The sequence below is a fragment of the Acinetobacter sp. F-1 genome (genome assembly GCF_022869025.1).
Taxonomy (GTDB): Bacteria; Pseudomonadota; Gammaproteobacteria; order Pseudomonadales; family Moraxellaceae; genus Acinetobacter; species Acinetobacter pseudolwoffii.
This window is the reverse complement of the sequence record NZ_JAJKFX010000002.1, coordinates 281703-303400: the sequence shown is the minus strand read 5'-3', so window position 1 is coordinate 303400 and position 21698 is coordinate 281703. Positions and strand designations below refer to the sequence as shown.

Here is a 21698-nt window from a genome sequence, read left to right as displayed (position 1 = left end):
CATTACTCCTTATGCATTTGCAGCAGGTTTTTGTTCAGGTTGTTCTTTCTTTGCATCATCTGCCTTTTTCTCGCTTGCTGCAGGCTGTTGCGGTGCAGCACCTTGTGGCGCAGCAGCTTGAGGTTGATAAGGTTTAGCTACAACTTGCTGTTCAGGTTTCACTTTTGCAATCCCGTCCACAATCACTTTATCACCTGGATTCAGACCTTCAGTCACAATCCAGTTGTTGCCTTGAGAGCCGGTGGTCGTGACTGGACGTGGTGCCACTTTACCATCAGCACCGACCAGCATCGCCATTGCCTGACCTGTTGGAGTACGGGTCAACGCCGCTTGTGGGATCAGGAAGGCATTGGGCACTTCACCCTGTACGATTTGCGCAGTCGCAAACATACCTGGCAGGAGTAAATGGTTTTTGTTCGGGAATACCGCACGTAAAGTCACCGTACCTGTTTCCGGATTTACGCTGGCATCCGAAAATGCAAGACGGCCTTCAATCGGGTAGATGCTGCCATCTTCAAGCTTTAACTTCACTTTAGTGTTGTTTGAGCTATTCAAATCGCCTTTGTTGAGCTGCTGACGTAAACGTAAAAGCTCAGCACTGGACTGGTTGATATCCACATAAATCGGATCTAAACGCTGAATGGTAACCAATGGCTCTGGTTGATTCGCCGTCACTAATGCACCCGCAGTCACAGAGGAACGGTTGGTCTGGCCCGAGATCGGTGCACGTACAGTCGAATAGCCCAAGTTAATTTCGGCATTACGCAAGGTGGCACGGTTGGCATTCAGATCGGCTTCAGCCAGTTTGACCTGTGCCACGATGTCATCATATTCTTGTTTAGAAATGGCATTGGTTCCAACCAGCTGGCGGTAACGGCCTTCCTTCACACGTAATACACCCAGATTGGCTTCAGCACGGGCAATTGCTGCACGGGCATTATCCACGGTCGCACGGTTGGTGCTTGAATCGATTTCGTACAGAGCCTGACCTTCACGCACATAACTGCCTTCAGTGAACAAGCGTTTAAGCACCACACCACTGGCTTGCGGACGTACTTCTGAAATTTCAAATGCTGTTGTACGACCCGAGAGCTCTACAGACTGCTCTACACTTTGTGGTTGTGCAACAAGAACACCGACTTCAGTCGGTGGCATCTGTTGTTGAGCACCAGCTTGCTGGCCCTCTTTTGGATCTTTGCTACAACCAACAAGTGCAAGACTTGTTGCTAATGCGCAAGCAGTCAGGGCAGGTGCCCAAAGCTTTGCAGACATCATTGTTTCACCTCTATTAGATCTTTATCTAAATTTTCTTATTTGTGCGCCGCGCAATATCTGATCCAGACCATATACCACAACGAAATCCAAATAAAACTGATACTCCAGCCGGATATGACATCTGAAGGAAAATGTACGCCTAGATAAACTCTTGAAATCCCCATCATCAGCATCCATAAGCCTGCACCGATCATGATGATGGTAAAGCGAGAATGTTGCCGATACATGTAAATTGCCAGACAAGCCAGACATGCCGCATACAGACTATGCGCACTTGGAAAGGAACTTCCAAAACTTTCAACCAGATGCAAGGACTCTGGTGGTCGGGGTCGGGCAATTGCAAACTTTAACAGCCAAGCTAGGAGTATTCCTCCGATAATTCCGATACATATAAAAATTACGCTTGTATGCTTTTTATACCACAGCAAGGCAATACACCATAGTGTGGATAAAAATAATACAAATGGCATGCCACCTATCACTGATAAGGACAGAGTAATTCGATTCCAAAACTCGGTGCGATACAGACTCATCCACTCCACTGCGTGCAAATCAAGTTTGCTTAAAGCAGGGATATTCAGGATGAACACACTGAAAATTAAAAATAAAATACCGACAAAAAGTAACAAGTAATGCATGCCAAAAATCCTTGTCCCTTTAACCGTTCGCAGATCGGTTAATTGTCTGGAGTAGAAGTGTACTTGTCAGTACACTTTTTTTCAAGTGTGCGTATTTTATGCGAATTCCATTTTTTTAGTAAGGAATTTGTTGCTAAATATACTGTAATTGTCGCAGTTTTAAGATTTTGTCGATGTATGATTTTCGTCAATTTCAATGCTTTGCTTGGGTGGCCAGAAGAAATCACTTGGCCGGGTCAGGAAGTGAGTCATGACCAGTTTTGCCAACGGTTTCCACTGTTCAAAACGTACCCGTCGTGCACGTAAGGCCACAATAATGGTCAAACTGAAACTGACAAATAAGTTGGTCAGGCCAATCAACAACACACCGAGGAAAGACACCACAATCAAGCCAATATCCGGGCCATTAATATTGATCAGGCCCTGAATAAAGTTGGCCGAGGCAAAGGCAATATGACGGATATCGAGCGGCAACCCCAGAATAAAACCAATGGTGCCCATACTGCCGAGCATGATGCCAAACATGAAATTACCTGCCAGCGCTCCCAGATTACGTTCAATATAATCTGCAAACCGGTACAACCGTTCCTGTCCCATCAATTGCGATAAACGTATATGGGCTTTCAGGCGGGGGCCTACCTTGCGGTAGACGGCCATATTGTCAAAATAACCGGCCAATAACCCGGACAGGAACAGACATACCCCGGCAATCGCAGCATGCGGAATCGCCAAAGAGGTAAAGGGATTCAGGTCATGTAAGGTTTTGGTTGCCTTGGCATGATTCATTAAGGGTTCATGCAGAGCAACGTCCCACATTAAGGTAATCAATGCCGCCACCGGAATGGCAATCGAAATATTGCCCAGAATTGCCACAAACTGGGTACGGATAATATTCACAATCAGCGCAGCCAGCTCGGCAATTTGCGCCATTTTTGAGCCTTTGCGTTGCTGGACTGTGGCCGCCAGTGCAGCGGCTGTCATCGCTGGCTGTTTGGTCGCCACGGTAAAATGCAGCACATGAATCAGCATAAAACCCAGCGAATAATTCATGCTATAGCTAAAGGCCTGCATGAGAGGCGCCATGCTCAGGCGTGTCATCAGGATTTTCAGGGTGGCCATCGTCGCGATGATTGCACCTGCACCGGCGGCCGATTTGTACATGGCCAGAAAGCCTTTTTTGTCAGTACTGACATAGTGCTCGCCGGTTTTACTAGCATTCTCAGTCACCTGCAAGGCCAGGAGTTCACTATTGGTCGCCAGCAGGGCACGTACACTGCGTTCGCTATAAATCGCTTCAGTGATATCTGCAATAAACAGGCCGATGGACTGGTAGCGCAGGTCATCCTCGTCCATGACCATGTTGAGCAGGATTTCAACCCGCTCCAGACACTGCTCCAGCAGTGCCAGCATATAGGTCAGACTCACGCTGACCCCAATCCGTTTGGTAGAGCGGCGAATTTTTGCCACGACATCATGACACTGTTCCAGCATCACCAGTGCTTGCGAAGCATCTGGCGGGGTGATCGAATCGACCAGCGTGACCGTGTTATAGCGTTTTTTGTATTCCTGAATAAATTCGTTAATCTCACGGTTCTGCACCAGAAAAGGAGATTCATATTCCATCAGTTCCGGCTGTGCATTAATAAATTCAGGATGCAGACCAATACCACTGATCCGATACGACAAAATGGTCAGTGCCTTGATCAGTTGATCTTTAATGCGGGTCTTTTCAGGCTGATTGGAGTGACCCTGATTGAGAACTGAAAATAAGCGTTGCCAGTCATCTTCATCAAAATAGTCGAGCCAGTATTTATCGGTCGGCTGATAAAAAACCTTGCGAAATAATTCTTGTAATTGCTGATGATCCGGAATAACTGGCAGGATATGCGCGCCAATACGCTGATTGAGCTGATTCCAGAAACCATCCAGAGACAAAATACCGGTATCGGAAAACAGACTGGTCTGTTTATAACGGTTAATGATCCGCAGGGTAAATGTCTGTAATGCTGAAACTGCATTCGGCGTCAATAATAAAGCCTGGATAAATGCATTGAACTTTGCTTCGATTTCTTCGGTATTTCTGCTGTCTTCCGGTCTGATTCTTTCAATCAGTTCAATGAGAAGATTTTCATCCAGCACCGCCTGAGGTTGCTCAAGCTGATGCTGCATGTTTTGGAAAAGATCAAGAAAATTAATATGCATAGGCGAGTTTAAAGATTACTGAATTCGGTGTAGGGCCAGTTTGGCCAGATTAATCAGAGCTTGACGATACTCAGAGTCAGGTAATGCCTGCAAGGCATGAATGGCGGTTTCCGTTTCTTCAGTCGCACGTTGACGGCAATAGTCCAGTGCCCCGGACGCATTGACAATTTGAATGACTTGATCGAGATGTTCTGTACCGCCAGTGGCAATACTGCGACGGATAATTTCATGCTGCTCACCGGAGGTATTTTTTAGCGCAGCAATCAATGGCAGGGTAGGTTTGCCTTCCATCAGGTCATCACCGATATTTTTGCCGAGGGTTTCTGCATCGGAGGTGTAATCTAGAATGTCATCAATAATCTGGAAGGCATTGCCGAAATGACCGGCGAAAGTTTTTAAAGGGTCACGGAATTCATCTTTCCCCGACAGAATCGCTGCGCCTTCTGTCGCCAGTTCAAACAGGCGCGACGTTTTACCATGAATAATATTTAAATAAGTCGCTTCACTGGTTTCTGGCTGGTGCTGGGATTGCAATTGCAGCACTTCACCTTCAGCAATTTCACAGGTGCCGGTCGAGAAATCTTTCAGCAAGACCATATTGTTTAAATCGACCAGCAGATCAAATGCACGTGAAATCAGGAAGTCACCGACCAGAACAGCAGTCTGGTTATTCCATGTCGCATTGGCAGTCGGACGGCCACGACGCAGGCCAGATTCATCGACCACATCATCATGTACCAGGGTCGCTGTATGCAGCATTTCAATAATTGCGGCCAGCTTGCGATGCGCTACTAAATCTTCAGCACCACAGGCCTTGGCAGCCAACAGGCACATAATCGGACGCATGCGTTTGCCACCGGCTTCTACCACATGTTTGCTCACGGCCATCACCAGGGCGACTTTTGACGTAATTCCTTCATTAATGAATGTATCCATCGCAGCAAAGTCGTTAGCAACAGGAGCGAGAATGTCTTGCTTAAAGTCGATGGTCATGTGAAAGAAAACCTCTAGTCTGGTAAATCGCAGGTCGTAGTTTAACAATTTATAACATGAGTGAAACCTAAGAAATGCATAAACTCCACTAAAAATCAGCTTTTTATAGATCTTATTCAGATTCGAACTATATTGGCTGCCCTAAAAAATCAGGAATGCTCAGCAAATTGACGGTATTTCTCCGGCTGAGTATCTTAATCAAACTGGCCGAATTGCTGCTGTATTATTTTGTTGCTGAATATATCTTGAGTGTTTGATTTGATGGAAATTATTTAAGTGTTAAACAATTAGCACATACCTGCCATTATTATTTCGGTAAAATGGCTTGTTGTTTTTTTGAATATCCCTTAAAATCCTCGCCCTTAGATATCCCCCAGTGGCGTACGTCTTAAGATCGATATCTTCCTTTATCGGCACGACGACACGGGCTTGTTTGGAGTACATTATGTACGCAGTAATCCAAAGCGGTGGTAAACAACACCGTGTAATCGAGGGTGAAACCCTTAAAGTAGAATTATTGAAAGCTGAAACTGGCTCAACTATTACGTTTGATGACGTATTGATGCTTGTAAACGGTGAAAGCATTCAAATCGGTGCACCAGTTGTTGCTGGCGCTACTGTAACTGCTGAAGTAGTTAGCCATGGTCGTCACGACAAAATCCGCATCATCAAAATGCGTCGTCGTAAACACTACCGTAAACAACAAGGTCACCGTCAATGGTTCACTGAGTTGAAAATTACAGCTATTTCAGGCTAATTACGAGGAGTAAATAGACATGGCAACTAAAAAAGCCGGTGGTTCGACTAAAAACGGTCGTGATTCGAATCCTAAAATGTTAGGTGTTAAAATGTACGGTGGTCAATCTGTGACTGCTGGTAACATTATCGTTCGTCAACGTGGTACTGAATTCCACGCTGGTCAAAACGTAGGTATGGGCCGTGACCATACTTTGTTTGCGACTGCTGACGGCGTAATCAAATTCGAAGTGAAAGGCCAGTTCGGTCGTCGCTACGTATCTGTTGAAGCGTAATTCGCTAAAATAGAAATAAAAGCCCACAGTTGCTGTGGGCTTTTTTTATGTCTGAAAATTGACCTGCAGATTAAGCGATATTCAATCATGTAAAAATTGCGTCCGAATCTTCATCATGATGAACAAAAAAATGGATTTCGAATTAATAACAATACAAAAGTTCTTATTTTCTATCATTTTAGCTTTTAATTTTGGTTTAAGATGAGACATCAAATAAATTGCGATCACGCAAAAATATAAAGGTGAAATTATGAATATGCTTCGTAAAACCGTCTGTGCTATGGCTCTGGGTGCAGTGACTTTAGCACCGGTGATGAGTACAACCGTGTTTGCTGCACCTGTGGCAGCGTCGGAGCAACAGGCCACTGCCAGTCTGGTGAAACAGCTGAATTATGTACGTAGCATGACGGCAAATTTTGAACAAAGCACCAAGATAACCAATCCGAGAGCGACCCAGAAAAAAGGCTTGAGCGCACAACATATGAATCAGACCTTTAAAGGGGTGATGAAGGTTGAGCGTCCGGGTAAATTCTATTGGGAAACCACTGCACCATCGAAGCAAACCATTACCACGACTGGTACAACAGTATGGATTTATGATCCGGATTTGCAGCAAGCAGTTCGTCAGAACCTGGATGAGCAAGTTGCCAATACGCCGGCTTTGCTTCTGTCAGGAAATACCAGCCAGATTATGCAGTCTTACCGGGTGACCCAGCCGAATAAGGGAAAAACCTATTACACGCTGTATCCTAAAAATACCGATGGCATCTTTGAGAGCCTGACCATCAGTTTCGGTGCAAACAAGGCACCTAGCTTGATGATCCTGCAGGATTCCTTGGGACAAACCACCCAGATCAAATTCAGTAATGTAAAAGTGAATAGCAGTATTCCAGCTTCTACCTTTAACTTTACTCCGCCAAAAGGTACGGACATTATTGATCAATAATGAGACGTAGCAAGTAAAACAAAAAAGCAGCCGATTCAGGTTGCTTTTTTTATTGCCGATGATCAGGCAGAGTAGGGACAGACTACAAGTTTCAGCTACTTCTGGGCAGTGGAGAGTATTAGTATAAATATACGCGAGTCAGTGAAATTGCAAAATTTTAGGAGCTCAGAATGAAGGTGAAGCGGTTTGCTTTTTTAAAGATCTGTCCTGTCTTATTCATGAGTCTGGCTGTGCTCGGCTGTCAGCCACCAGCCAATTCAGTTTCAACGCTCGCGCAAACAGACCAGATGATGACGATTGAAGCCAAGACTGTGCCGGTCAAAGGGGCAGCCCAGGTGGTGTGTGAAAAAGAAGGTTGTGTCCGCTTTGACTTGCATACCCTGGACACCAATCTTGACTGGATTGATGACTATTTTATAGCGCGTATTCGGGATACCGAGCCGGTTGCATTCACCAGAGTCACGCAGAAAAATCCTAAAAAAGCCGATGAGCCCCATTATCTGGATCAGCGTTTGATCAAGGTCGAGTTTATTGCTCAGCATGGTCATCTGGCGACTTTTGCTTTGAAGAGTTCCAATCTGGCGCGTAACAAGGCGGCGTCATGGCAACATGTGGAATATATCAATTTTGATCTGAAACAGAAAAAGCGTCTGGCCTTGCATCAATTAATGTCAGGTGGCGGCGAGCAGAAGCTGCTTAAGGCCTTGTATCGGGCCAATGCGCGCTGGCTGGATCAGCAGGGAATTAATCTGCAGCAGTTTAAGCTGAGTGATAATTATTATTTTGATCAGCAGGGTCTGGTGATGGTTTATCCGCCAGGTGAATTGAGTTCGGCAACAACCGCGATGTCTGAATTAAATCTGTCCTATGCCGATTTAAGTGAAGTGATCCGGCCTGAATATTTAGCCATTTTACAGTCCAGAACGTCTTAAATATTGTGCTAATAAGGCACAGCTGTGGTCGTAGTCACTGTATTTTTTGACGTTAAGAGCTTACACTATAGCCAGTTTTTTTCTTCTGCAAAGATTGATTATGATCGACCCGAAATTACTCAGAAACAATATTGAGGCTGTAAATTTGGCCTTGGCAAAACGTGGTGTTCAACTCAATGTTGAAGAGTGGGCCTCCCTAGAAGCGCGCCGTAAAGAAATTCAGTCCAAGACAGAAACACTGCAAGCTGAACGTAATGCCGGTGCAAAACAAGTCGGTCAAATTAAAAAAGCAGGCGGTGATGCCTCTGAAATCATGACACGCATGTCTGCGATTGGTGATGAAATCAAAGCGGCTGAAGCAGCATTGGCTGAACTGCAAGCGGAGCTTGAAGAAAAATTACTGTCTATTCCAAACTTGCCAGATGAAGCTGTGCCTGAAGGCAAAGACGAAAGCGATAACGTGGAAATCCTGAAATGGGGTACACCACGTGAATTCGATTTTGAGATCAAAGACCATACTGACCTCGGTGAAATGATGGGCGGTCTGGAATTTGAAACCGCAACCAAATTGACCGGTTCTCGTTTCAGTGTTTTGAAAGGCCCATTGGCGCGTTTACAACGTGCATTGACACAGTTCATGCTGAATACGCATACAGATCAGAATGGTTATACCGAAGCCTATGTACCGTATTTGGTGAATGCGGATTCATTACGTGGTACAGGCCAATTGCCTAAATTTGAAGAAGATCTGTTTAAACTTCAAGGCGAAAAAGAATTCTATTTAATTCCAACTGCTGAAGTGCCAGTGACTAACTTCGTGCGTGATGAAATCATTGATGCAGATCGTCTGCCATTAAAATATGCAGCACATACCCCATGTTTCCGTAGTGAAGCAGGGTCTTATGGCCGTGATACCCGTGGCCTGATTCGTCAGCACCAGTTCGACAAAGTGGAAATGGTTCAGATTGTTAAACCTGAAACGTCTATGCAGGCACTGGAAGATTTAACCGGCCATGCTGAAGGTATCTTGCAAGCATTAGGTCTGCCATACCGTAAGATCATCCTTTGTGGCGGTGATATGGGCTTTGGCGCGACCAAGACTTATGATCTTGAAGTTTGGGTGCCAAGCCAGAATACTTATCGTGAAATCTCTTCATGTTCAAACATGGGTGACTTCCAGGCGCGTCGTATGAAAGCGCGTTACCGTGCCGACCAGAAAAAAACTGAATTTGTACATACCTTGAATGGTTCAGGTCTGGCTGTTGGTCGTACCTTGCTTGCAGTGATGGAAAACTATCAGCGTGCAGACGGTTCGATTGAGATTCCTGAAGTATTGCGTCCATATATGGGTGGTGCGACTTATATCGACTAATGCTTGATATCAGCATCGCTAAATGTGCATGAAAATTGCATAGACAATCAGATTTAAAATTTTGAGGTAGTTCGTGGATATCTTTCCAATCTCGTTAAAGTTGCAACAGCAACCTTGTTTGATTGTCGGTGGTGGACATATTGCCTACCGTAAAGCGGTATTATTAGCAAAAGCCGGAGCAGTGATTCATGTCATTGCACCTGAAATTGATGCCAATTTACTTGGGATTGTTCAGCAGTCTCAAGGGCAATATGATCAGGCACCATTCAGTACACAGATTCCTTTACGTCATTATCGTTTAGTGATTGCAGCAACAGATGAGGCTGATGTGAATCGTCAGGTTTTCGAGCTGTGCGAAGCTGAAAATGTACTGGTCAACAGTGTTGATGATCCGCCACATTGCCGTTTTATGGTGCCTGCGATTATTGACCGCTCACCGCTGGTGATTTCGGTGGCATCGAATGGCACGTCGCCGGTGTTGTCACGCCAGATTCGGACTCAACTGGAAGCGACGATTCCACATGGCATGGGCAAGCTGGCTGAGTTCTCAGGCAAATGGCGCAGTCGCGTTAAAGCAAAAATTGTCAATCCGGATCAGCGCCGTATTTTCTGGGAAGATCTGTACGCCAGTCCGCTGAAAGAACAGGTGTTTAATGACAATATGGCTGAAGCAGATCGTCTGATCGAGCAAGCATTACAAGAGTGGCAACAGCCGAAAGGTGAAGTCTATCTGGTGGGTGCTGGTCCAGGTGATCCAGAACTGTTGACCCTGAAAGCGTTAAGGTTGATGCAGCAAGCCGATGTGGTGATTTATGATCGTTTGGTGTCTGAACCGATTATGGATCTGTGTCGCCGTGATGCGGAAAAAATCTATGTTGGTAAGGCGCGTTCCAATCATGCAGTTCCACAAGATGGGATTAATGCTTTATTGGTCAAATATGCCAGTGAAGGCAAGCGAGTTTGTCGTCTGAAAGGCGGTGATCCTTTCATCTTTGGGCGTGGCGGCGAAGAAATTGAAGAACTGTTTGCGGCAGGTATTACTTTTCAGGTGGTGCCGGGTATTACCGCAGCTTCAGGTTGTTCCGCCTATGCCGGTATTCCATTAACGCATCGGGATTATGCACAAAGTGTGCGTTTCCTGACAGGTCATTTAAAAGAAGGTTCGCCTGAATTGCCTTGGCGTGAGCTGGTCTATGAAAACCAGACCTTGGTGCTGTATATGGGACTGGTGGGACTGGAAAGAATCTGTGCGCAATTAATAGCCCATGGTCAACGCGCAGATATGCCGGTGGCACTGGTCTCTAAAGGCACGACTCCTGAGCAAAAAGTTGTGGTGGGAACCCTTGCCGACATCGCCTCCAAAGTGTCTGAGCATCAAATTCAGGCACCGACTTTAACCATTATTGGTGAAGTGGTTCGCTTGCGTGAACAACTGCAATGGCATGAGCGAGGATAAGCAAAGCACTGCTTTGCCCGAGCGCAAGACGAAGGCTATGCCTGAGTAAGAGGATAAGCAAAAGTTGTTTCTTGGTTTGACCGCAAGACGAAGGCTGTGCCTGAGTAAGAGGATAAGCAAAAGTTGTTTCTTGGTTTGACCGCAAGACGAAGGCTATGCCTGAGTAAGAGGATAGCAATAGTTGATACTCTTTGTCTGAATGCAAGACGAAAATTACACCTGAATAAAAGGATATGACGATTAATCTCATGGTCCGAATACAGGAAAAAGCTGTATCTAGATAACAGCACTGATGTTGCTGTTTGATCTATAAGTTGAAAGCTATATCTGAATGAAATGTATAAAGTGAGAAATAAGTGATCCACGTTGTTTTATATGAGCCCGAAATTCCTGCAAATACAGGCAATATTATTCGTCTGTGTGCCAATACGGGAGCACAGTTGCATCTGGTCAAGCCACTGGGTTTTGAACTGGATGATAAAAAACTGAGACGTGCCGGTCTGGATTATCACGAATATGCCAATATGCAGATTTGGGAAAATATCGAAGACTGTCTGGCCGATCTGGCAAGTAAAGGCATTGCTCTGGATGCGATCTATCCGCTGACCACCAAAGGGACTGAAACGCCACATACCTCGGACTTGAACCGTTCTGTGGCATTGTTGATGGGGCCGGAAACGCGTGGTCTGCCTGAACATGTTCGGATGATGTTCCCGCAGCAGCACTGGATTCGTTTACCGATGGCAGAGAACTCTCGTAGTTTAAACCTTTCGAATGCCACGGCAGTGATTGTATATGAAGCCTGGCGTCAGCAGGGTTTTAAAGCGCTCTAAGCTTAAATTTACAATAATTTGAAAAGCTGCCTTTGAGTGGCTTTTTTATTTGCTAGGATAGAGAGACAACTGATTGGAATAAGAAGGATATACGCGTGAAGCCGATATTAAAATTTGCCTTGGCCTGTTGTATCGGAATGACTGCTTTACACCTCGGTGCGCAAGAAGCAAGTGATGTAATGGGGGAAACGCAACAAGTTCAGCCAATTACGCAAGCGGAAATACAGCAAGGATTGGCCGACATGCAAAAACGCTTGGATGCGCGGATCGACAACTGGGGGCAGAGTCTGAATTCCGATGATTTTGAATGGACCTGGCGTGGACGTAAATTGAAGCAGGCCAAACGTCAGGAAGTTTGTGATATTTTTCAGGGTGTCGTAAATGAGATGTATCAGCTGGCGCTCAAGAATAAAGCCAGACTAAATCCGGAAGAGCAAAAATTATTGTCCAACAGAAGTCTGTTTATTGAAAAACTCGGTTATGAAAATAATCGGGTCAACACCCAGATGGGTTTTGATTGTCGATTATTTTAACTAAAAGCAACAATTGAAAGACATAAAAAAGGCGCTTAAAGCGCCTTTTTTATTTGAACTGAAACGATATTATTTATCGTCAAATTCATTGTGCTGAGGTGCAGGATGTTTGAAGCCCTTGGTTTTATAACCCAGGTACAAGATACCGCCAAATGCCCAGATCAGACCATACTTCAATGAGGTTTGATCGACTTCGAGCCATAAGGCAAATACTGCAATGAAACCTGCCAGTGGTACCACCACAAAGTTCAGAATTTCTTTTGCAGTTTTAGTACGACCATCACGTAAAGCATAGCGTGAAATGACAGATAAGTTCACAAAACTGAATGCTGTTAATGCACCGAAACTGATCAGTGAGATCACGAAATCCAGGTCCATGAAGCCAGCCGTTAAAGCTACAGCACCGACAATCATAATGTTATAAGACGGTGTGTAGTTTCTTGGGCTGATATGACCAAAAATCTTCTTGTTGATCACGCCATCACGACCCATCACATACATCAAGCGAGATACACCTGCATGGGCGGAGATCCCAGATGCCATTACGGTAATGATTGCAAAACCAAGTACATAGGCCTGGAATAATGAACCACCGACCAGCATCAAGATTTCCGGCTGGGTTTCAGCAATATTCTGGAAATATGAACCCGGATTATTCGGGAAGTAAATCTGCATGAAGTAGGTGCTGATAATGAAAATAATACCGGCGATTAAAGCGGTCAAGAAAATCGCTTTAGGCAAGGTTTTTTCAGTATCTTTGGTTTCTTCAGCCAGCGAGCTTAAAGAGTCAAAACCGGTAAAGGAGAAGCACAATAAAGTAGCACCGGTAATTAATGCACCGACTGAGGTAAGTTCATTCCAGAACGGTTCCAGGCTCCAGAGCTGGTAGCGTTGCTCGGCCGTGATCGGGCCATCGGCATTAAAGCCGGCTTGGAGCTTGCTGTAGACCATCCAGGTAAATACCGCAATGACAATCAGCTGCACGAACACGATCATACTGTTGAAGTTTGCTACAAAGCGCGCCCCACGTAAGTTAACTCCGGTCATAAATGCGGTTAATACCACCACCCAAACCCAGTGATTCACATCGGGGAACAGGGCTTCCAGGTAAATTACCGCAAGAATGATGTTGACCATTGGCGACAATAAATAATCGAGCCAAGATGACCACCCCACCATGAAACCCACATTCGGGTGAATGGATTTTTGCGCATAGGTATAGGCCGAACCCGAAGAAGGGTAGCGGCGAATCATATGACCATAGCTCAAGGAGGTTAACAAGATTGCAATCAGTGCAAAAATGTAAGAGGTGGGAACGTGGAAGTTACTTTCTTCAGATACCAGACCGAATGTATCAAACAAGGTCATGGGTTGAATATAAGCCAAACCAATAATAATGATGTGCCAGAGTCCCAGCGTTTTTTGCAGTTTAGCTGCCGATTGAGTCCCAGAGATATTAGTCAACGGCGTTATCCTCTTAATCGTTGATCAAGGATCAGTCATATTTATAAGGATCGTTTGAGACGAACGATCCCCCCTACAGTTTTCTATAAAAGCCCGCCAATCTACTTGAAAAGAAGGGCTTTTGCTAGCTATTTTTTTGACTTTTGAGGTGCATAAAGTATGCCATTCAAATTAGCGCAATGATTTCTTTATGCAAGATAAAAGCCTGATGTCTAAAAAAACATCAGGCTTTAATTTTCGCTATATTGGCTTATTTTTCAGTAATTACCAAGCCTTTTTTAAGATAGATTTTAAATCTTCCAAGGTGGCTTCTTTCGGGTTATAAATGATGGAACCATCGTTCAGGGCTTTCTCTGCCACTTCATCCAGCTGCGCTTCAGAAATCTTGCCGGTTTCACGTAATGTACGTGGCAGTTTGGTCAGACTATAAATCCGATCTCGCATGGTCAGAATAGTGGCAATGGTTTTGTCTGCACGTAAATGTGCTGGTGTTTGCGCATAAATATCGGCACCTGCCAAAGGTAGTAACAGATCAGCAATCTTGTCACCATTGACCTCTTTGTTGTATTCCAGCACATACGGCAGGAACAGGTTCATACATAAACCATGCGGCAAGTGCACCACTGCACCCAGTGAATGACCGAGTGAATGCACAATCCCGACCATCGAGTTAGAAAATGCAATACCGGCCATGGTCGATGCTTGAGCCAGTTCCAGACGGCCTTGCGCATCATTGGGATTATCCAGCACATTGAATAGATGGCTACTGATCTTCTTGACTGCTGCGGTGGCATAAGCATCTGAGATTGGATTGGCTGCCATGCAAGTATAAGCTTCGACCGCATGGGTCAGTGCATCCATTGCGGTCATGGCGGTTAAATGCGGCGGCAAAGTCTGGGTCATGCGCGGATCTAAAATCGCAGCATGCGGCATCAAATAATACGATGCGAAAGGCATTTTAACATTCTTCTCGGTATCTGAGACGACAGCCACCATGGTGACTTCTGAACCTGTCCCTGAAGTTGTTGGAATCACAAAAAATGGTTTCAGTGGCTTAGGCAGGTTGTGGGCACCAGAATATTTAAGCAAGTCATCACCCCCTTCAGACACCAGAATATTGGTGGCCTTGGACGTATCAATGACTGAACCACCGCCTACAGCAATGATCGCGTCACAGTGATTTTCACGATACAGTTTCGCCGCACTACGTACTGTACCCAAGCTAGAATCGGGTGGTACATCATCAAAAATGGCTACAATTGCAGCATCCGCCATTTCAAATGCAGCTTCAATCGGTGCCAGAAGATTATTGGCGCGTACACCTTTGTCGGTAATGATGAGTGGACGTTTTGCACCTAAAGTCGCAAGTTCAAACGGAATATGTTCTAACGCGGCATGTCCGGCAATGACTTTAACCGGACAGAAAAATTCATAATAAGGTTTAGCCATGTTATACACTCCGTTTTAAATAAGATTGAGCGATTTTTAGATAAATACTGCTCGCTTCGCTTAGTTTTTCTTTGAGGCTGAGATTGCTTGGATATTCTTTGACAGCCAGTTGCGCCACCAGTTTAGGCAAAATCAGTGCTTCCATTTTATTTAGACAACGCACCAGACGAATGGCATTGGAAATATCGCCATCGGCAATCATGCGGTCATTGGCAAAGGCTTGAGAGGTGCTTTCCTGAAAGGAAAAAACTAAAAAAGCATGGTGCAGATGTTTAAAGGTAATAGTCAGATCAGGTGCTTTTTCCAGATTTTTCACCAGTTCCAATTGCTTGTCCTCAGTGACCCGCGCCACAAAGGCTGGGCCATGCGGAAAGACTTTCATGGAAAGAGTGAAATGGACTGGAAATTGGGCAACTTCCTGTTTGATTTCTTCATCCACCTGACTTGCCATGACCAGACCGCGGCCAATCACATCCATCATGAGTTTGACATAGGCAAGCTGCAAAGCGGGTTTTACGGATTTAGTTGCAATCACGTGATGATCCCTATCTCAATATTATTGGTTTAGAGTAAATACTCTAATTTATTTGGGGGTGAAATGCAAAGGCTTTATCTTTGCTCGACAGTGACTTGATTAAAGTAACCGCTGTGGCGCAAAGTTTCAATAATTTCACGACATAACTGGTTGAATTGTGGCGGTTGTTCCAGTAGGTCGCTCATGCGAACCATTTCCAGTCCCGCATAACCACAAGGGTTGATGGTATTAAATCCGCTCAGGTCACAATCCAGATTTAAGGAAAGACCATGATAGCTACGGCCTTTACGAATTTTAAAACCCAGTGACCCAATTTTTCGTTCAGCCACATAGACCCCCGGTGCATCGGGTTTGGCATAAGCATCGATGCCGTATTTTTTCAGCAGATCGATCATCAGGTTTTCAGCATAGGACACCAGTGTACGCACATTCCAGCCCAGGCGATTCAGGTCAAACATGAAGTAAGCCACCAGCTGGCCCGGGCCGTGCCAGGTCACTTGACCACCACGATCGGTTTGAATTACCGGGATATTGCTCGGTATCAGAATATGTTCTGGCTTACCGGCCTGACCTTGAGTCAATACATCCTGATGTTGCAGAATCCACAGCTGATCCGGACTATATTCATCACGGTTTTCCGTAAATGTTTTCATTTCCAGAAAGCGATCTTCATAAGGAGTAAGGTCGTGATATTGACGAATGATCAGCTCGGGCTTTTGCAGCACATCAGTCACAGGGAGTGTCCTTGGTAATTATAAAAAACTGGTCATAATTATAATGATTTCGGCATGAAATAGGGGCGAGACCTACAATATTTAAGCGCTAGCTCAGTCATTGTACAGGCATAAAAAACACGCCCGAAAGCGTGTCTTTTGTATTTTTGATTACAGTGCGGTTTTAATCAGCGGACAGGCGGCCAAATCTGCATATACTGCATGTACCTGCTCCAGTTCCAAAAAGCGCAGTTGTGCGGTAATGGAATGATATTTGCCAGTACGCGACGGTGTGATGGTCATTTCACTGCCATCAAACTCAGGAAAATGTTTTACAAAGATATCATTTACGGCCTGACGCAGTTCAATGCCAGCAAGGCCAATCAGTTTGATGGGATAGTCCATCGGGAACACCCAGAGGTGTTCCTGTAAGTCACGAGAAGGTGTGCGGTCTAACATGGTAGTCCCCCTATTTGAAACGCCTGCAATCATGCAGGCGTTTGGGTCTGTCTTGGCTACTTAAAATGGAGACACTGAAGTAAATTTCAAGTCCCCATAGCAAGCATCAAATCTTAATCATTCTCGAGGAATGAACGTAAATGTTCTGAACGTGATGGATGGCGAAGCTTGCGTAACGCTTTAGCTTCAATCTGACGAATACGTTCACGTGTCACATCAAACTGTTTGCCCACTTCTTCCAAGGTGTGGTCGGTCGGCATGTCGATACCAAAACGCATTTTCAGGACTTTGGCTTCACGTTCAGTCAGGTTTTCCAGAACTTCGCGTGTCGCTTCTTTCAGGCCTTCTGAAGTCGCAGCATCAATTGGTGACGTGATGTTGCTGTCTTCAATGAAGTCACCCAGATGCGAATCTTCATCATCACCGATCGGTGTTTCCATCGAAATCGGTTCTTTGGCGATTTTTAGCACTTTACGTACTTTGACTTCGTCCATTTCCAGACGTTCGCCCAACTCTTCAGGTGTCGGTTCACGCCCCATTTCTTGAAGAAGCTGACGCGATACACGGTTGATCTTGTTGATGGTCTCGATCATGTGCACCGGAATACGAATGGTACGTGCCTGATCGGCGATTGAACGGGTGATCGCCTGACGAATCCACCAGGTTGCATAAGTCGAGAATTTATAACCACGACGATATTCAAACTTGTCTACCGCTTTCATCAAGCCAATGTTACCTTCCTGAATCAGATCCAGGAACTGCAAGCCGCGGTTGGTGTATTTTTTCGCAATTGAAATCACCAGACGCAAGTTGGCTTCGACCATTTCTTTCTTGGCGCGACGTGCCTTAGCTTCACCAACGGCCATGCGTTTGGCAATGTCTTTAATGCCTTTAACATCAAGACCCAATTCTTTTTCAATATCGGCAATCTTTTGCTGGAAGGCCAATACATCTGGACGTACTTTTTCCAGATAGGCTTTCTGGTCTGCAGGTGTTTTCGCGATCTGTTCATCTAACCAGGCTGGATTCGATTCCTGTCCCGGGAAAGAAGTACGGAACTGGGTACGATCCATACGACCACGGCGCACGGCATAACGCATTACTTCACGTTCTGCACCACGAATCTGGTCATGCGTACCACGAATCATTTCTGAAATGATATCGAATAGACGCGGCGTGAATTTGAACATCATGAATACGGTTGCCAGTGCTTCCAGCGCAGCTTCAGATTCTTCGCTGTCACGACCATGTTTTTCGATGGCTATTTTGGTATTCAACCATGCATTTTCAAGTTCAGTGAAGCGCGCTTTGGCAATTTCAGGATCTGGACCAGAATCAGCTTCTGAATCATCTTCAGTTTCAGCTTCTTCCTCTTCATCATCGTCCAGTTTTACATCTTTGGTCGATTTTTTCGAGTCAGTCTTGTCTTCAGCGATCTCGACTTCTTCTTCGAGTACTTCAGGAATTTCTTCGTCTGATTCAGGATCTAAATAACCCGATAACAGGTCAGCAAGACGGCGTTCGCCCGCTTCATAATCTTTATATTCTTGGAGTACAACTTCTACCGCATTGGGCCAGTAAGCAATCGAGTGCAAAACATCACGAATACCTTCTTCGATGCGCTTTGCAATGCTAATTTCGCCTTCACGGGTTAAAAGCTCAACGGTACCCATTTCACGCATATACATACGCACAGGGTCAGTTGTACGACCTGGCTCATTTTCTACAGAGGCCAATACGGCTGCAGCTTCTTCTTCTGCAACTTCATCGGCAGCTTCTGTAGTATCTTCGAACATCGTATCATCAGATTCAGGCGCGCGATCATGTACAGGAATACCCACGTCATTCAGCATCTGAATGATATCTTCAATCTGCTCGCTTTCTGTGATGGAGTCCGGCAGATGATCGTTAACCTCAGCGAAGGTTAAGTAACCTTGTTCTTTGCCTCGGCTAATCAGAGCCGCTACTTGTGAAGTAGGGGAAGTCATATCGCTCATCTTTTGCTTACTCTTCGTTGAATCTGTGACAGGAAAAACCGTACAACTTATGCACGATTTAAGCTCATTAAATTTAGTGAATAGCCTACGTATTTCATCAGAGTATTCAGCGTTCAAGCTGTCTGATAAAATATTTAAAATGAAATTCAGTAATTTAAGATGGGGATGAATTTGTTATTTTCAAGTCCAACCCCGGCATCTGTGTATTTGACCAAAAAATGTGTAGTCAAAAAACATAAGGACGCAGGGTGGATTATATCATGTCACACAATGTCCTTAAAAAAAAGCCCTATTTACAACTTTAAAATACGAAAATTTAAATAAAACTTGACTTGTGGTTTTAGGCAAGATAAATAGCGCTAAAACCATTTACATTTTTCACTATGAGGAAGTTTTAGTGTCTTCTACAGATTTTGAACTAGATGATAGCTTCGGTGAGGATGATGTTAATTTCGATGAAGCTTCCAGCAAGCTGAGCGCTAAAGAGTCGTTGGAAAAACGTCGTCTGATTGATGATTTACTTTCACAACGTCGCTTGGAACGCGAACTCAAAGATTTTGACTATGACTTCGACGATGATGACGATTTTGATGACGAAGATTAACGAATTCGGATTTAGCATGGCCTGAATAAATGCTATGCTAAACCTTTCGGTTTTCTAAGTTTGGATGTTAGATGAGTGCTTTAGATTTAGACCTGTTGAGTGAATATCTAGATGGTGACCAAAATGAACATGGTCTAGATTTCGCAGCAACCCATGGTTTCTTATGTGCTATTGCAGTAGGCCCAAAATTCGACAAATGGTTAGACGAGCTTTTTGATAGCAATCAAAAGAAAGTGCCTGCAGAAATCATCACTCAGGTACAAGCATGGTTAGAGTCTATCCGTCAAAGCTTAGCCAATGAAGAAGGGATTACATTCCCATTTGAAATTGAAGAAGCAGACACCGAATCAAGCTTGGGTGACTGGAGTGTGGGCTTTGTCGATGCCATGTTCCTGAACGAAGAAGCTTGGTTTACTGAAGAATTTGAAGAGCAACTGGTAGATTTAACTCTGCCAATCATGGTCTTCAGCGGCATTGATGATGAAGATCCACAAATGGAAACTTTCCGTCGTAATGGCCAGTTAATGGACGAACTTGCAGAAGAAATTCCAGACAACTTAAATGAATTGTATCTGATGTATCACACTCCAGAATAATTCATAAAAAAAGCACCGCACGGTGCTTTTTTTAGCTTTGGACTTTTATCAAAGCATCGAAGGGATTTTATTTTCTTTCAATACCGACCCGTTTGCTCAGACTGTAGCGGGCATAGCCATTATAGGCAATATGAAAGATCAAACCATGTACCGCAATCACAGCGGCCATCAGAAATGAATTCGGGCCCCTTCCGGTATAAGCCATGTTGTTGAAGATGGCTTCAGTCTGTGGATGTATCCAGATCACAACAAATATAAAAATAAACCCAAATGTAATCGCAATGATGGTAGAACCCCATACCAGTTTGCTTTTCTCTTCCTTGCTGGGTAAACGTTGTTCTCTCTTCACAAAGTATCGGGCACTGAGAAAGGCCGACGCGATCAGGGCCGGGATCAGGAGAATCGCGCCCAGATTGAATACATAAATGAGTACGCCCACGAATAGAACCAAGCTAAGATAAACGGTGGCAAAATATTTAAGATAGTGCGACATCGTTTTAGCCTCCTTCATGCTGAGGTCTATTCAGGATGGACGATTTTTACGCTGCTGTCTACGGTAGATAACCCAGGCAATAATGACTATAACAATCGCAATAATCACATAACTGACTTTACTGAAAATTTGCTGCATCAACTCTTGGTTTTCACCAAAGTAAAATCCGACACAGGCCAAAAACGTGGTCCAGATGATGGTTCCGAGTGTGCTATAGAACATGAATTTCCAGAAGGGCATACGGCTCATGCCGGCAGGAATGCTGATCAGTGAGCGGACGGCAGGAACCATGCGGCCAAAAAACACAATCCGATGTCCATAATGTTCAAACCAGCTCAGTGATTTTTTCACATCATTGGATTTGATAAACAGATATTTGCCATAACGGTCGACAAACTTGAAAATGGAATCGTGATTGAATTTATAACCCACCCAGTACAGCAAGGCTGCTGCTAGTAATGAGCCAATGCAACCGGCCATGATCACCCCGACCAGTATTAACTCACCCTGAGAGGCCGAATAGCCCGCAGAAGGCATAATGATTTCGGAAGGGATGGGTGGGAAGACATTATCCAGAAACATGAGCAGGGCAATACCCCAGTAGCCCAGTTGTTCCATGACGGAAATAATCCATTCAGTTAAATTCATAAGATGGTCAAAATAAAAAATACTGCCTGTATCCTAAGCAGTATTTTTTATGCGGTAAAGTCTTGGAATATAAATGAGCAGGCAGAATCAGCTATGTGTCAGCGTATAAATATAGACTTTGCGTAAGCCATAGGCCAAACAGACAGGTAAAACACTCAGCAGCATAAAATGAATGACACTGGTATTAAGATGATAACCAATAAACAGCGCTAAAATCGCGCCAATCACAGTTCCCAAGATGACCACAAACACATGTGACTGGCTCTCAAGCTCGTCATTAACCTGATGAAGTCGTTGTTGTTTTATATTCTCTTTGGGTTGAAACTGAACCAGATTATCTGGATCTCGAGCAAGTGAACTGGTCATGTTATATTCCTTTTCATTTTAAAATTTAAGTTAATAATGAAAGACTTGGCTTAAGATAGACTTTTCAATAGACTAGCAATCTTGCTTGGAAAAAAATAAGGTTCTTGGTAATGAATTGGTGAGAGTTTTATTACTGTTGTAATTTTTATGTAAATAAAAAACC

Annotated in this window: 23 protein-coding genes; 10 read left to right on the top strand and 13 right to left on the bottom strand. The window is 44.5% G+C overall.

Annotated elements, in window-relative coordinates; all coding sequences use genetic code 11:
* Positions 1-9 precede the first annotated feature (9 nt).
* From LOZ91_RS03395 to sdsA, 4 genes are all read right to left on the bottom strand, one after another.
* Complete coding sequence (locus tag LOZ91_RS03395) at positions 10-1275, bottom strand: efflux RND transporter periplasmic adaptor subunit (RefSeq protein ID WP_034608437.1); 1266 nt, start codon at positions 1273-1275, stop codon at positions 10-12.
* A gap of 35 nt (positions 1276-1310) precedes the next feature.
* The gene (locus LOZ91_RS03390; RefSeq protein ID WP_005097780.1) at positions 1311-1913 is read right to left on the bottom strand and encodes a phosphatase PAP2 family protein; all 603 of its coding nucleotides are present in this window, start codon (positions 1911-1913) and stop codon (positions 1311-1313) included.
* 159 nt (positions 1914-2072) lie between these two features.
* Positions 2073-4115 (bottom strand): site-specific recombinase, encoded by a 2043-nt coding sequence (locus LOZ91_RS03385; RefSeq protein WP_034608441.1) that lies wholly within the window; start codon positions 4113-4115, stop codon positions 2073-2075.
* A 15-nt stretch (positions 4116-4130) separates the two neighbouring features.
* Complete coding sequence (gene sdsA / locus LOZ91_RS03380; protein ID WP_244782651.1) at positions 4131-5108, bottom strand: All-trans-nonaprenyl-diphosphate synthase; 978 nt, start codon at positions 5106-5108, stop codon at positions 4131-4133.
* Positions 5109-5553: 445 nt separating this feature from the next.
* Between sdsA and rplU the strand changes: the two genes are divergently transcribed.
* From rplU to LOZ91_RS03340, 8 genes are all read left to right on the top strand, one after another.
* Entirely contained in the window at positions 5554-5865 is a 312-nt protein-coding gene (gene rplU / locus LOZ91_RS03375) for a 50S ribosomal protein L21 (RefSeq protein WP_005097776.1), read from the top strand.
* Positions 5866-5884: 19 nt separating this feature from the next.
* The gene (gene rpmA, locus LOZ91_RS03370; protein ID WP_005097774.1) at positions 5885-6139 is read left to right on the top strand and encodes a 50S ribosomal protein L27; all 255 of its coding nucleotides are present in this window, start codon (positions 5885-5887) and stop codon (positions 6137-6139) included.
* A 250-nt stretch (positions 6140-6389) separates the two neighbouring features.
* Positions 6390-7085 (top strand): outer membrane lipoprotein chaperone LolA, encoded by a 696-nt coding sequence (gene lolA / locus LOZ91_RS03365; RefSeq protein ID WP_218209285.1) that lies wholly within the window; start codon positions 6390-6392, stop codon positions 7083-7085.
* A 170-nt stretch (positions 7086-7255) separates the two neighbouring features.
* Complete coding sequence (locus LOZ91_RS03360; RefSeq protein ID WP_244782650.1) at positions 7256-8017, top strand: DUF3298 domain-containing protein; 762 nt, start codon at positions 7256-7258, stop codon at positions 8015-8017.
* Between the two features lie 100 nt (positions 8018-8117).
* Positions 8118-9389 (top strand): serine--tRNA ligase, encoded by a 1272-nt coding sequence (gene serS / locus LOZ91_RS03355; protein WP_005097768.1) that lies wholly within the window; start codon positions 8118-8120, stop codon positions 9387-9389.
* Positions 9390-9462: 73 nt separating this feature from the next.
* The gene (gene cysG, locus LOZ91_RS03350; protein WP_244782649.1) at positions 9463-10845 is read left to right on the top strand and encodes a siroheme synthase CysG; all 1383 of its coding nucleotides are present in this window, start codon (positions 9463-9465) and stop codon (positions 10843-10845) included.
* A 356-nt stretch (positions 10846-11201) separates the two neighbouring features.
* Positions 11202-11678 carry a tRNA (cytidine(34)-2'-O)-methyltransferase gene (locus tag LOZ91_RS03345; protein ID WP_180078192.1) on the top strand — a complete coding sequence of 159 codons (477 nt, stop codon included), beginning with the start codon at positions 11202-11204 and terminating at the stop codon, positions 11676-11678.
* A 137-nt stretch (positions 11679-11815) separates the two neighbouring features.
* Positions 11816-12211, top strand: a complete 396-nt coding sequence (locus LOZ91_RS03340) for a hypothetical protein (RefSeq protein ID WP_244782672.1) — start codon at positions 11816-11818, stop codon at positions 12209-12211.
* Positions 12212-12280: 69 nt separating this feature from the next.
* Here the strand turns inward: LOZ91_RS03340 and LOZ91_RS03335 are convergent, their stop codons facing one another.
* From LOZ91_RS03335 to rpoD, 6 genes are all read right to left on the bottom strand, one after another.
* Positions 12281-13675: an APC family permease gene (locus LOZ91_RS03335; protein ID WP_244782648.1), complete on the bottom strand. Its 1395-nt coding sequence runs from the start codon at positions 13673-13675 to the stop codon at positions 12281-12283.
* Between the two features lie 264 nt (positions 13676-13939).
* Positions 13940-15124, bottom strand: a complete 1185-nt coding sequence (locus LOZ91_RS03330) for an iron-containing alcohol dehydrogenase (protein WP_005097761.1) — start codon at positions 15122-15124, stop codon at positions 13940-13942.
* A 1-nt stretch (position 15125) separates the two neighbouring features.
* On the bottom strand, positions 15126-15659 hold the full coding sequence (locus tag LOZ91_RS03325) for a hypothetical protein (RefSeq protein WP_005097759.1): 534 nt from the start codon (positions 15657-15659) through the stop codon (positions 15126-15128).
* Between the two features lie 74 nt (positions 15660-15733).
* Complete coding sequence (lipB, locus tag LOZ91_RS03320; protein ID WP_005097758.1) at positions 15734-16393, bottom strand: lipoyl(octanoyl) transferase LipB; 660 nt, start codon at positions 16391-16393, stop codon at positions 15734-15736.
* Between the two features lie 150 nt (positions 16394-16543).
* Positions 16544-16831, bottom strand: a complete 288-nt coding sequence (locus LOZ91_RS03315; protein ID WP_005097756.1) for a DUF493 domain-containing protein — start codon at positions 16829-16831, stop codon at positions 16544-16546.
* Positions 16832-16944: 113 nt separating this feature from the next.
* On the bottom strand, positions 16945-18879 hold the full coding sequence (gene rpoD / locus LOZ91_RS03310; RefSeq protein ID WP_228730826.1) for an RNA polymerase sigma factor RpoD: 1935 nt from the start codon (positions 18877-18879) through the stop codon (positions 16945-16947).
* A gap of 346 nt (positions 18880-19225) precedes the next feature.
* Between rpoD and LOZ91_RS03305 the strand changes: the two genes are divergently transcribed.
* Positions 19226-19432, top strand: a complete 207-nt coding sequence (locus LOZ91_RS03305; RefSeq protein ID WP_005169810.1) for a hypothetical protein — start codon at positions 19226-19228, stop codon at positions 19430-19432.
* A gap of 71 nt (positions 19433-19503) precedes the next feature.
* Positions 19504-20028, top strand: coding sequence for a YecA family protein (locus LOZ91_RS03300; protein WP_005169813.1), 525 nt, complete (start codon positions 19504-19506; stop codon positions 20026-20028).
* 67 nt (positions 20029-20095) lie between these two features.
* Here the strand turns inward: LOZ91_RS03300 and LOZ91_RS03295 are convergent, their stop codons facing one another.
* From LOZ91_RS03295 to LOZ91_RS03285, 3 genes are all read right to left on the bottom strand, one after another.
* A complete protein-coding gene (locus tag LOZ91_RS03295) occupies positions 20096-20521 on the bottom strand; it encodes an ABZJ_00895 family protein (protein ID WP_244782647.1) in 426 nt (141 codons plus the stop codon).
* Positions 20522-20551: 30 nt separating this feature from the next.
* On the bottom strand, positions 20552-21169 hold the full coding sequence (locus LOZ91_RS03290) for a DedA family protein (protein ID WP_074383408.1): 618 nt from the start codon (positions 21167-21169) through the stop codon (positions 20552-20554).
* Positions 21170-21256: 87 nt separating this feature from the next.
* Positions 21257-21535, bottom strand: coding sequence for a hypothetical protein (locus tag LOZ91_RS03285; RefSeq protein ID WP_005097750.1), 279 nt, complete (start codon positions 21533-21535; stop codon positions 21257-21259).
* Positions 21536-21698 lie beyond the last annotated feature (163 nt).

Excerpts from the sequence above, each read along its gene's own strand:
- LOZ91_RS03395 (WP_034608437.1), bottom strand. The coding sequence starts at position 1,275 with ATGATGTCTGCAAAGCTTTGGGCACCTGCCCTGACTGCTTGCGCATTA.
- LOZ91_RS03390 (WP_005097780.1), bottom strand. The coding sequence starts at position 1,913 with ATGCATTACTTGTTACTTTTTGTCGGTATTTTATTTTTAATTTTCAGT.
- LOZ91_RS03385 (WP_034608441.1), bottom strand. The coding sequence starts at position 4,115 with ATGCATATTAATTTTCTTGATCTTTTCCAAAACATGCAGCATCAGCTT.
- sdsA (WP_244782651.1), bottom strand. The coding sequence starts at position 5,108 with ATGACCATCGACTTTAAGCAAGACATTCTCGCTCCTGTTGCTAACGAC.
- rplU (WP_005097776.1), top strand. The coding sequence starts at position 5,554 with ATGTACGCAGTAATCCAAAGCGGTGGTAAACAACACCGTGTAATCGAG.
- rpmA (WP_005097774.1), top strand. The coding sequence starts at position 5,885 with ATGGCAACTAAAAAAGCCGGTGGTTCGACTAAAAACGGTCGTGATTCG.
- lolA (WP_218209285.1), top strand. The coding sequence starts at position 6,390 with ATGAATATGCTTCGTAAAACCGTCTGTGCTATGGCTCTGGGTGCAGTG.
- LOZ91_RS03360 (WP_244782650.1), top strand. The coding sequence starts at position 7,256 with ATGAAGGTGAAGCGGTTTGCTTTTTTAAAGATCTGTCCTGTCTTATTC.
- serS (WP_005097768.1), top strand. The coding sequence starts at position 8,118 with ATGATCGACCCGAAATTACTCAGAAACAATATTGAGGCTGTAAATTTG.
- LOZ91_RS03340 (WP_244782672.1), top strand. The coding sequence starts at position 11,816 with ATGACTGCTTTACACCTCGGTGCGCAAGAAGCAAGTGATGTAATGGGG.
- LOZ91_RS03330 (WP_005097761.1), bottom strand. The coding sequence starts at position 15,124 with ATGGCTAAACCTTATTATGAATTTTTCTGTCCGGTTAAAGTCATTGCC.
- LOZ91_RS03315 (WP_005097756.1), bottom strand. The coding sequence starts at position 16,831 with ATGTTAGACCGCACACCTTCTCGTGACTTACAGGAACACCTCTGGGTG.
- LOZ91_RS03300 (WP_005169813.1), top strand. The coding sequence starts at position 19,504 with ATGAGTGCTTTAGATTTAGACCTGTTGAGTGAATATCTAGATGGTGAC.
- LOZ91_RS03295 (WP_244782647.1), bottom strand. The coding sequence starts at position 20,521 with ATGTCGCACTATCTTAAATATTTTGCCACCGTTTATCTTAGCTTGGTT.
- LOZ91_RS03290 (WP_074383408.1), bottom strand. The coding sequence starts at position 21,169 with ATGAATTTAACTGAATGGATTATTTCCGTCATGGAACAACTGGGCTAC.
- LOZ91_RS03285 (WP_005097750.1), bottom strand. The coding sequence starts at position 21,535 with ATGACCAGTTCACTTGCTCGAGATCCAGATAATCTGGTTCAGTTTCAA.